General features: G+C 77.3%; 1 protein-coding gene. It reads right to left on the bottom strand.

Annotated elements, in window-relative coordinates; all coding sequences use genetic code 11:
• Nucleotides 1–1173 precede the first annotated feature (1173 nt).
• Nucleotides 1174–11181, bottom strand: a complete 10008-nt coding sequence (locus VKZ81_RS32140; protein ID WP_324245516.1) for an NUDIX domain-containing protein — start codon at nt 11179–11181, stop codon at nt 1174–1176.
• Nucleotides 11182–11215: the final 34 nt, after the last annotated feature.

The following is an 11215-nucleotide window of genomic DNA, read 5'->3' as shown; positions in this document are numbered from 1 at the left end:
CCGTGGTGAACCCCCGATCGCCGTGATCGTCGAGGAACGATCCGGGGATCGTGTACACACGACGGGTGGAGACCGCCTTCCTCCTCGGCTTCCCGCACTGCCGCCCGCTCGGCCGACCCGCCGGCCTCGCGGGCGCCGCCGAGCAGCCCTCAGGTTCCCGGGTGGTCACCGCTGGCGCGCTGCTGGAGCAGGAACCAGTCCATGCCGTCGGGATCGCGGGCACTCGACGCCGTTCGGTCCCACCGGTCGCGTGTCGGTCCTGGTACTCGCGGCTCGCCCTCGGGAACCAGATGCCGTACATCTCGTTCAACGCCTCGGCCGGCACGTCCCGTCGGGTGCGTTTGCGCGCCACCCGGCGGGCGTCCCAGTGGTCGGGCGTCGTGTAGAAGCCGGTCCCGAAATCGGTCCGGTCCCACTGGACGGACAGGTCGATACCCCGGCTGCGGATGCTGTCGGCCCCGCGATCGGTGGTGCGGTGGTGAAGCGTCACCGTTCCCGACATCGCGGGCGCGGGCCGCTCTCCCGGGGTGTGCGCGGGAGGCGTAGAGATCTGCGTGGACGGCGGGACGCTGCGCCGCTCCCGATCGCCTGGACGTCGGCCGTGGCGGCGGCGCGCAGGGCGACGACGTCGGCGTCCGGCCCAGCGGGCGAGGTAGCCCCTGGCAGGGGCCGAGCAGGTCGAGCACCCGCGCCGATCGTGCGGGATCGGAGTGGAGTGCGACCGCCACGGTCGCGCGGACCAGGCTCAGCCACGATCCGCGGCGTTGGGTGGCGGGCGTCCGCGTCGCCGACGCCGCGAGCAGCACCTCCTCCAGCGCGTTCGCGTGTTCGGCGAGCGCGCGATCGCTCCACATCCGGACGAGCCGCTCGAGGTCCCGCCTCTCGCGCCGGCGCTGCGGCAGCTCGCGCGGCCACTGCGGACGGCCGACGAGCGCGACGAGGACCCCCGAGCGCAGCCCGGGCCGGCAGGCTCGCCGTCGGCCACCACTTCGCGAGCCAGGACGGCGAGCCGAGCCGGGGCGCGATCCAGCGCAGGTAGTCGTCGACGAGCTCCCGCCCGCCGCGCAGCGAGCCGGCCACCAGCGTCTCGGCGATGTGCTGCAACGCGGTCGCACACCCGCCGCGAGCGGCGCCCTCCTCGACGATCCACTCGAGGACGTCACCCGCGAGCCCTCAGAACGCCGGGTCGTCGGCGCCCGTGCCGCGCAGGCGTTCCCACGCAGGCGGCGAGGCCCGGCTGCGCGCCCCGTCGACCACCGCCGCGAGCGCGCCCAGCCGCGCCAGCTCGGCGTACCGCTCCTCGCCGACCGCCACGACCAGGCCATCGGCGTCGTGCCACGCGAGGGCCACCAGCCGCTCGACGAGATCCGCGGCCGCGGCCTCGGACAGCCGGGCGCGCAGCTCGGCGGCCAGCCGCTCGCCCGGGAAGACCAGCAGCGCCTCGCCGGCGCGCAGCCCCGCCGCGGCCGGATCCCGGTCGAGCGGTGCCGCCCGCTCCCGCCGGATCCGGGCGAGGGCCGAGGTGATCAGCTGCGTCTGCTCGGCGCTGAACCCGGGGCGGTAGGCGTGGGCGGGCAACCGCGGGCCCGGGTGGGCTGCAGCCGCCACCGCGTTCGCCTCCGCGAGCTGCCCGCGCAGCCACCCCGGCAACCGGCTCGTCGCGACGACCCGGCTCATCCAGTCCACCCGCGCCCCGACCGCCACCCGCCGCAACGGATCGCGGATCACCGCCAGCAGCTCGGCGCGCCGCGCGACGACGTATCGGTAGCCGGCGAGCACGTCGGCCTCGGTCAGCAAGCCGAAGACCCGCTGCGCGGACCGCGTCTCGATCGCCGCGGTCTCGAAGCCGATCCGGAAGACGGCCTCGGACGGGCCGAGATCCAGCTGCAGGGCGGTGTCGAAGTCGACCAGGCCGACGTTGCCGAACCGGTCCCGGACGAGGTTGTCCTCCTTGAGCCCGCGCAGGTCGTCGTCGCCGAGCACGGAGGCGAACGCGAAGAGCCGCGCCACCTGGGCGAGCTGGACCGGATCGGCGAGATCGACCCGTCCGCCGGGGCGGAAGTGGCCGACCTCCACCGTCTCGCCGGCCCGCAACACCACGGCGCCGTCGGCGTCGAGGACGTCCTCGGCCAGGACGGCCGGCCAGGTGGGGACGGCCGGCGCGCCCAACACCCGGTAGGCGACCGCGGTGTCGAGCACGCGGGCCAGGTCCGCCCCGCGGGGATGCACCACCAGGCGGCGGGACCCCGCCCCGCGCGGCCGCACCAGGACGGCGTTCGGCTGGCCGTACTCGTTCCCCAAGGTCTCGACGTGGTCGACGGCGGGCAGCAAGACCGGTTCCGGGGCCGGCCGGGTGGAGGGCGGGACGCTCTCCGCTGCGAGCGGCCGCCAGCCTTCATCCGGGTTGCCGCCGAAGAGCCCGCGCAGGAGCTCGAGCTCCAGGGCGGCCCGGGTGGGCTCGTCCATCCCGCTGACGGCGGTGTCGTACGCGGACCTGGAGACGACCACCGCGCGCCGCTCGACGACGAGCACGTAGCGCACCCGCACCTCGCGCAGACCGGGGACGGTGAGCTCCGGCGCCTCGTCGGCGAGGAACGGGGTGAGGCCGGCCGCCGTCCACAGCCCGCTCGGCCCGAGCACCCGCCGGTCGCCGCCCTGGACGATCGCCTTGCGCCCCCAGAGCGCGCGCACCTGGGCGAGCACCTCTGCGACCGCGGTGGGGTGGGTGACGACGACGAGGCCCCGGTCCGAATCAGCGATCACGACGCCACGCCCCGTGGCCGGTGGGCGCGCGCCGCCGGCCGCGCCCGGGACTGCCGCCGCGGCGAGCGCGTGGCCCACGTCCCCGCCCACGGCGCCCCACAGGACGACACCCGCGAGGAGGCCCACCCCCACCTGCCACGGCGGCCCGACCTCGTACCAGGCCCGCACCAGGTGGCGCACCCGGTCCACCGGGTCGCGCCCACGCAGCTCGGGCACGACCACGAACACCACCGCGGCGACCGCGGGCAGGACCGCGAGCACCAGGCCGACGGCCACCGCGGCGGCGCCGTACCCGGCCGCGGCGCCCGCCCAGCCGGCTGCCGCACCCACCAGCACCCACCGCAGGCGGGTCAGCAGGCCCTTCGCCGCGATCGCGGCGGCCTCGAACGGCCACCGCAGCAGGCCGACGATCGCCTCGCTCGCCGCCCGCAGGGTGCGCCCGACCCACTCGCCCGCCGCCCGCAGCACCCGGTAGACCACGTAGACCGCCGCGAACAGCGCGATCGCCTTCAGGACCGAGGTGTCCCCCTCGGACGCGGCGGACGTGGCGTGGTGCAGGGGCGCGGCCTCGGCCCGGCCGCTCCCACCGGGCACGGCGGCGAGGCCCCACCACGCCGCCCCGGTGAGCCCGGTGATCGCGAACGCGGTCCCGAGGCCGGAGCCCCCGGCCCGACCGGGGCGGGCCTGGGCCTGCCGCAGGTGGTACCGGGCCGCGGCGAGCGCGTACCCGGCGACGCCGGACGCCTGCTCGGGCAGCTCGCCCTCGAGGTAGCCGAGCAGGCCGTCGGGCGGCCCACCGGGCTCTGCCCACCGCGCGAGCACCGCGGTCAGCGCGTCCCCGGCGTCGGCGGGCAGCAGCCCGGCGAGCACCTCGAGGCTGTGTCGGGCCCGCTCGCGATCCGCGCGGGTCGGCCGGTGGGCGCCCGTGGGCGGGGTGAGCGCCCGCCGCACCGCGGCGAGGCCGGCCGGGGTGACGACGTGGTGCAGGTGCAGACGCCAGGCCGTCGGCTGCCCGAGGACGAGCGCGGCGTCGGCGAGGCGGTCCGCCGGGGCGCTCTCGGGGGCGAGCAAGACGGTGGCGCGCCGGGTCGCGAGCTCGGCCGCGCCGGCATCGGCGGGCGGACCGCGCGCCGCCTGCAGCTCCAGCCACCAGCGGCGGGCGATCTGCACCATGCGGTCGAACGCGGCGCCGGGCGGGCGGGAGCCGAGCTCGGCCGCCACGTGGTCCAGCGCGAGCTCGACCCGCAGCAAGTGGCGCCGCGCTTCCCGCGCCCGCCCGGCCTCCCGGGCGACGCGCGCCAGGTCCAGCCGCACGAGGACGTGGTCGAGCAGCCGGTCCGGCGTCGCCCCGGACGCGCGCACGTCTGCCCGGCCCGCCGCGGCGGCGGCGATCAGCAGCGGGGAGGCGAGCGCGGTGGCCAGCCCGTTCTGTGCGTCGACGTGGGTGATCAGGCCGACGACGCGGCCGTCAGCGGTGAGCACCGGGCTGCCCGCGGCGGTGGGCTCGACCGGCGCCGCGAGGGTGATCGTCGCGGGGCCGGCGGCGACGACCGGGGCGACGGTCGTCCGCAACACGCCCGCCTCGTCCCGGAAGGGCACCACCACGGGACGTCCGACCTCGACCGGGCCGGTCGCGACGGTGAGCGGCACCGCGTGCAAGCCCGGCACGTGGACCACCGCGACGTCGGCCGTGCCCAGGTCCACGCCGTGCAGCAACCGGTCGAGCTCACGGGCCCGCGCGACCAGCGGGGAGGCCACGCCGAATCGGTCCGGCGCCAGCGCGATCACCTCGTCGGGCGCCACCCCGCCGATCGCCACGTCCCACAGCTCGCGGCCCGCGAACGGGTGGAGCGGGGCGAGAACGAGGTCGGGGGCGACGGCCACCCCGGCGCCGATCGGCTCGCGGCCGTCGCGGACGGCGGGCACCGAATCGGCCAGCCGCAGCCCGCGCAGCGCGAGGTCGCCACCGGCGCTGGGGAAGGCGTTCAGCAACCGGTGCCTGCCGCCGCGGATCCGCTGGACCACGAGCACCAGCTCCGCGGCGTCGGTGGCGTTCGGCCCGAGCAACCGGATCCCGCCCGGGACGGTGATCGCGACCCGGTGGACCTCCGTCCGGCCGATCACCGCGGCCGCGCCCCGCGACGCCCGCCACGCCCCTTCGACCACCGCGCGCAGCCATGCGCTGCGCTCGATCGGGCTCAGCGGCCGGTGTTCGCCGACGAGCCAGGCCGAGGCCAGGGTCGTGAGCGCCCCGTCCGGGGCGAGGACGCCCGGCAGTTCGAGCCCGCCGGCGCGCGGGTCGCGCGCCGGGTCGGGCACCGACCGGACGTCGAGCACGCTCACCCACCCGCCGTCGGAGAGCACCAGCGCCTCGTGCGCGGTCACCGCGGCCCGCACGAGCTCCACCGGCGCACGCACCGCCTCGGCGAGCGACGCCAGCCTCCGGTCGATGCCGTCGCGGTCCACCACGTCGAACACCCGCTGCCCGATCCGGTGGAGCACCGCGGGCGTGCGGGCCTCGGCCAGCAGGTCGGCGGTCCGGGCCGCGGCCCGGTCCAGCGCGTCGGGCACGCGGTCGTCCACTCGGGCGAGCCATGCGCCTGGCGTGGCCAGCACCGCGCGCGCCACGGGGATCGCCTCGTCCAACCAGGCGAGCACGGCGAGCGTGTCGTCGAACCGGCCGAGCTCCCAGGCCGCCGCCGCCCGCTCGACCCCCTGCTCCGCGTACCGGGCCAGCCGCCGCACCACGAGGGCCTCGTCGACGGCGGCGGGCACCTCCCGCACGAGCTCGGCGAGCCGGTCGTCGAACTCGACCCGCGGGTCGTCCGCCCACAGGCCTCGGCGGACCGCCTCGGGCAGTTGCAGGATCCGCTCGAGGAACAGCCCTCGGTCCACGACGACCGTCGACCCCGCGAACACCACGTGGACGACCACGACCGGGTCCATCCCCGCGGCATCGAGCATCTCGGACAGCCGCTCGTTGAGCTGGTCGACGAACACGAGCGTGCCCGGGCCGGTCGCGCCGGCGACGTCGAGCGTCAGCGCGTCGCTGCGGTGCTCGACGGCGTTCGCCACGGCCCGCTCGTCCAGCACCGCGCGCAGCAACGCGATGTGGATCGGGGTCAGCGCGACCCGGGAACCGGCGGCGTCGAAGACGATCGCGCCCGTGAGCGGGAACGTGGCGGCCAGCCGCCGGATGATCTCGGCGGCGTCCTCGTCGTGCGTCCGCCCGGCCTCGTTGCGCGCGCCGACGCGGCCCTGCCGGTGGAAGAAGTCCTCGTGCACCAGCAGTTCGTCGAGGAGCCCTGCCCTCCCCAGCCGGTGCAGCGTGGGCGTGAACACCACCACGAGTTCGCGGTCGGCCCAGTAGTAGCCGACGAGCCGTCCGGGCAGGTCGGCGAGCCGGTTCGACCGCAGCAGGTCGAACACCGCCTCGTCGAGCGGGATCTCCAGCACCCCGGGCGGCGCGCGCGGGTCCGCGGTGCCGTGCTCGTGGACGACGCCCAGCCGCTCGAGCTGGGGCAGCAGCCGCTGCCACCGCTCCTCCCGGCCCGGGCCCCACGCACCGTCGAGCACGGCGCCGCTGTGCGGCGCAGGCGGGGTCAGCACCCGGTCACGCTCGGCGGCGAACCGGGTGCCCGCATCCCGCTGGCGCGCGGTCAGCCGGTCGTGCAGCGCCCGGGCGTGGTCAGCCGGCGTCCGCCACCGGCCGGTGAGCGGCAGGCCGAGCAGCTCACCCTGGTGGCGGCGCAGCCAGGAACCCATCGCGCCGAAGCGGTCGGCGATCCGGGCGCGCAACCCGGGTCCCTCCCGGGCCGGTTGGTTCCCGTCCGGTCCGAGCCCGCCGGCGGGCGGCACCGCCATCGCCAACGCACCGACCGCCGCGGCCGCCGACACGCCCGTGGCCGCGCCGATCAGCAGGCCCCCGGCGAACGCGGCGACGCGGATCAGCAAGGAGCGGCCGACCTCGGTACCGGCGTTGGCCAGCAGCAGGTGCGCCCACGTCGGGATCGGGGACGTCGGGTCCCACCGGTCGCGCAGCGCGGCACCGACCTGCCGCAGGACCACGGCCTCCAGCAGGAGCACCAGGCCGGCCACGAGGGTGGGCCACCCGGCGCCCACGGCGGCGAGGAGCGAGCCGAGGACCACCGCGGCGGCGGCCAGGGCCTCCGGTCTCAGCAGCGCGCGGAAGGACGTCGCGATCCAGGCCCGGTGGCGGGCCGCGGTGGCCGCCCGGCCCGGTGGGCCGCGCGCCGGGTGCAGGAGCGGCACGCCGTCCAGCGCGGCGGCGCTCGCCGACGGCAGGGCGGCGCGGTCCAGCAGCACCGTCGCCAACGTCGGCCAGGCGAGGGCGAGCCCGGGCTCCAGCGTCAGCGTGGGCACCTCGTCGACGCGGACCCAGCGGACGTCGGCGCTCTCGGCGCGCGCCCTCGCCGGCAGCTTCGGCAGGTCCGTCGAGCGCGCCAGCCCGAGGACGGTGACGTAGGCCCACTCGCCGTGGTCGTCGACGTAGGCGCGTCCCGCCAGACCGTAGTGCTCGCCGAGGCGCAGCCCGGTCTCCTCGAACGTCTCGCGCACCGCGGTCGCCCCGGGCGGCTCGCCGGGCTCGGCGGCGCCGCCCGGCAGGCCCCACGTGCCCGCGTTCTGGTTGCGGCCGGCGCGCAGCTGCAGCAGCACCGACCGCTTGCCGTCCAGCGCCTCGTGGACCAGCAGCATGCCCGCCGCGCCTTCGGGTCCCCAGTGCCGGTGGCCGCAGCCGGAGCAGGAGACCCACCGCGGGCTCGACAAACGCAGCCCGATCGCGCCCCGCGGTGCCGTGGACTCCCCGATCCGGCTGCGGACGAGGCCGAGGAAACCGTCCAGGCTCTCGGTGCGGCCGCCGCCGTCGAGCGCCGACGGGCCCCGCTCGGCGAGCCGGTCGAGGAACAGGTGCCAGAAACCCCGCTCGAGCAGGCGGTGCTCCTTGGTGTGCCGCACGACCGCGCCCACCGCCTCGTCGGTCAGGTAGGCGACCCGGTTGGCGGTGTCGAGCGACAGGACGAGCTGCCAGGCCAGCCCGGCCGCGTCCGCAGCGCTCGTCCCGCGCCGCGCCAGCGCCTGGGCGAGGTTCGTGGCCGTCACGACCCTGATCTCCCAGCCGCGCAGCCGGGAGCGCAGCGGCCCGTACACCCACCGCTCGGCCCGCAGCAGCGCCCGGCCGCTGCCGGACCCGCGCGGCGCCCGGGCCGCCGCGACGTCCCACGCCTGCCCGAGCGCCTCGCGGATCGCCCGCTGCTCCTCGTCGGTGAAGGGACGGGTGCCGACCACGCCGTCCGGTGCACGCGGCCGGGCCGACCGCCACACCCGGCGGTCGAAGGCGACCCACGCGCGGTGGGCGAGGTGGACGGCCTCCCGGGCGAGGCGGTGCGCCAACACGTAGAAGGGGAACCCGACCACCACGGGCAGGAGCGCGGGCGACACGAGCAGGACCAGCACCGCGCCCGCGCCGACGAGGGCGACGCGGGGCCCGGGCGCTCCCAGGTGGGCCAGCAGGCGCTGGACCGGGTCCTTCAGGGTCGCGATGTGGTAGTGGGACCGGTACTTGCCGCCACGGGCGATGCGCGCGATCAGGGCGGCGCGCAGGCCCTCGTCCCGGACGCCCGGCCACGGGGCGTCGGGTCCCTCCGGGCCGTCCTCGACCAGGACGACCGTCCAGCGCCCGCGGCGGTCCTGCTGCCGGTGCAGGACGTGGAAGGTGGTGCCGGGCCGGAAGGTCACCTCGTGGTGAGCGGGGACGCTCGAGACCAGGCCGGCGTAGCCGCCGGTCACCGAGAAGATCCGGAACTTGACGGTCGGCGAGAAGCCCTTGCGCTTGCTCGCGCTGATGATCTGCGACTCGGTCACCGTCCGACCCGGCACGTAGCGCTGCGCGTACCGGGCCGCCGCGTCGGCGCTCTCGAAGTACACCCCGCGGTTGACCCAGCCGCGGTACGGGAGCTGGTTGAGCCCGGACACCAGCATCCGGATGTGCACCGTCCACCTGGCGAGCTCGGCGAGGTCAACCGAGCGCAGCGCCCGGTTGAACCGCGATCCCCACCTCGTGTAGTCACGGCCGGCGAGCAGGTCCTCGGCGGGTACGCCCTCCAGCTCGGGGTGCCAGGCGCGCAGCCGCCGCAGCGAGGGCGCGATCAGGCCCCTCCGCATCAGGCGCATCCGGTACGGGCCGAGCAGCTCGCGGTACTCGGCGCGCTCGGCGTCGGTGGCCCGGAAGTCGTGGTCCAGCCACCACCGCCGCATCACCTCGGTCAGCGCCACCCGCGAACCGTCGTCGGAGACGAACAGTTCGCCGCCCGCCGCCCACACCGCGTACCGGAGCGTGGCGGCCGAGACGGGCAGCACGCGCTGGAGCTCGGGCACGTCGAGCACGCCGGCCGGCGTCTTCCCCAGCAGCACCACGAGGTCGCGGGTCAGCCGTTCGACCTCCGGCGCGGTCGGCTCCCGGTGGCCGATCGGCCGCGACAGCCGACCCATGACGGCGTCGACGTGCCGCTGGTGGGTGTCCTCGTCGCGCCGGCCCAGCACCCGGTCGTCGATCTCGATCGCCAGGATCTCCGCGGCCAGCCCGGCGGCCCGCAGCCGCACGAGCATCTCGTCGGTGAACACCACCACCGCGCCGCCGTCGGTGTGCAGCGTGTAGGCGCCCAGGTGGTCGACGACCCGGCTCAGTCCGTGCAGGCGCAGGAACACGCCGGGGACGACCACCACCCGCGCGGGCGGGCCGCGCGGTGACGCCGGTAGTTCGGCCGGGTCCTGCGGTGTGGCGATCCCCCGCCGCAGCGCCTGCCGCAGCACCGAGCGCAGGATCGCCTCCTCGCCGGGCAGGAAGCCGCCGCGGATGGCCGCCCCGTCCCGGCCCGCGCCCGGGATCCGGGCCAGGGCAGCGCGCAGCTCGTCGAGCAGGTCGCTGCTGTACGCGTGGCGGGCGCGCAGCTCGGCGACGTCGGCCCCCTCGCCCGCGCGGTCGAGGAAGGCCGCGGCCGCGGCCAGGTTCGCCGCCACGCCGTCGAGCACCTCCCGGGCCTGCCCGACGGCGGCGCGGTCGGCCGCGACCCCCTGCTCGGCGAGCATCTCGACGACGGCCTGCCAGGCGAACAGGTGGGTGTCCGCGTGCGCCACGCGGGCCAGCAGGAGCTCGGCGTGGGCCTCGACGGGGTTCAGCCCCCGCCACGCCTGCGCGGGCGTCGTGGTCGGGTCGCGCGCGATCCGGGCCACCACCCGCTCCATCGCCGCGCGGGCCCGCGCGGTCTCCGCCCGGTCGAGCACGTCGCCGCTCGTGCGCAGGCCGACGACCACCCGCCCGCGCTCGAGGTCGAGCAGGTAGACGACGCCGACCTCGCCCAGCCCAGCCTCGGCGAGCAGCCGCGCCAGCTCCGCGTCCCCGGCGACGTGCACGTAGTCCAGGCCCGCGGCGGCCCACAGGCCGGCCGGGCTGGCCTTGTCCAGGTGCGCGGCGTTCGACCGGACCGCACCGCGCCGCTCCAGCTCGTCGAGCAGCTCGCGCACCGCGACCCGGGTGGCCGCGTCCAGCTGGACGGGGGCGCCGGACGCGTCGAACGCGATCGGCACCAGCCGCGCGGCGCGCAGCTCGAGGGCGAACCGCTCGGTGTCGCCGGTCGTGATGCCGTGCCGCGCGAAGGCGGCTTCGGCGATCGCGGCGAGCACCCGGTTCTCGGCGTCCGTGTCGTCGTAGTCGCGCCGGATGCGGGTGAGGACGGTGAGGTCGGCGCCGGTGATGGTCCCCGTGACCGGCGCCCGCGTCCCGGAGCCCAGCCCCGGCACCAGCCACAGCGTGCCGTCGGCCCGCAGCTCCCAGCGCAGCGTCGCCCCGGTGGCCAGCTGCGCGGCCGCCTCCGGCGTGCCCACCTCGACCGCACTCCCGGCGTCGGTGGCGGGCGCGTGCGGGGAAGCGGTGGGCAACGACGCGGCGAGTGTCCTCCAGGCGTGCCGCTCGGTGCCCGCCCCGCTCGCCCGATTCGTGACGAGCAGCCACACGAGCTCGCCGTCCTCGAGGACCAGCGAGTGCACCAGCCCGTCGCGGGCGACCTGGTGCACCCGGACCGACCCGAACTCGAGCACGGGGTCACCCGCGGCCCGCCACAGCTCGCCGATCAGCGCGAACGACCCCACCCGGGGATCGAGCAGCGGCACCCGGGCCGCGACGCCGTCGGCCACCAGCAGCGGGGCGGGCCCGGCCAGCCGCCACAGGTCCCGCCCGTCTCGGGTGGTCGGGGTGAACCCGGCCCGCTCGGCGAGCCGGACCACCACCGCGTCGGCGAGGCCCCTGCCGAGCGCCAGCCGCGGGTCGGCGGCGATCGCGCGGGCCAACAGCGGGTGCACCGCGAGGCCGGGCTCGAACGAGTCCAGGCCGTCGGCGAGCACGACCTCGGGCGCGCCCGCGCGCAGGTGCGCGACC

It is taken from the genome of Pseudonocardia sp. (genome assembly GCF_035305885.1).
GTDB lineage: Bacteria > Actinomycetota > Actinomycetes > Mycobacteriales > Pseudonocardiaceae > Pseudonocardia.
The sequence above is the reverse complement of the archived record's forward strand: the minus strand, read 5'-3'. Positions and strand labels throughout refer to the sequence as shown.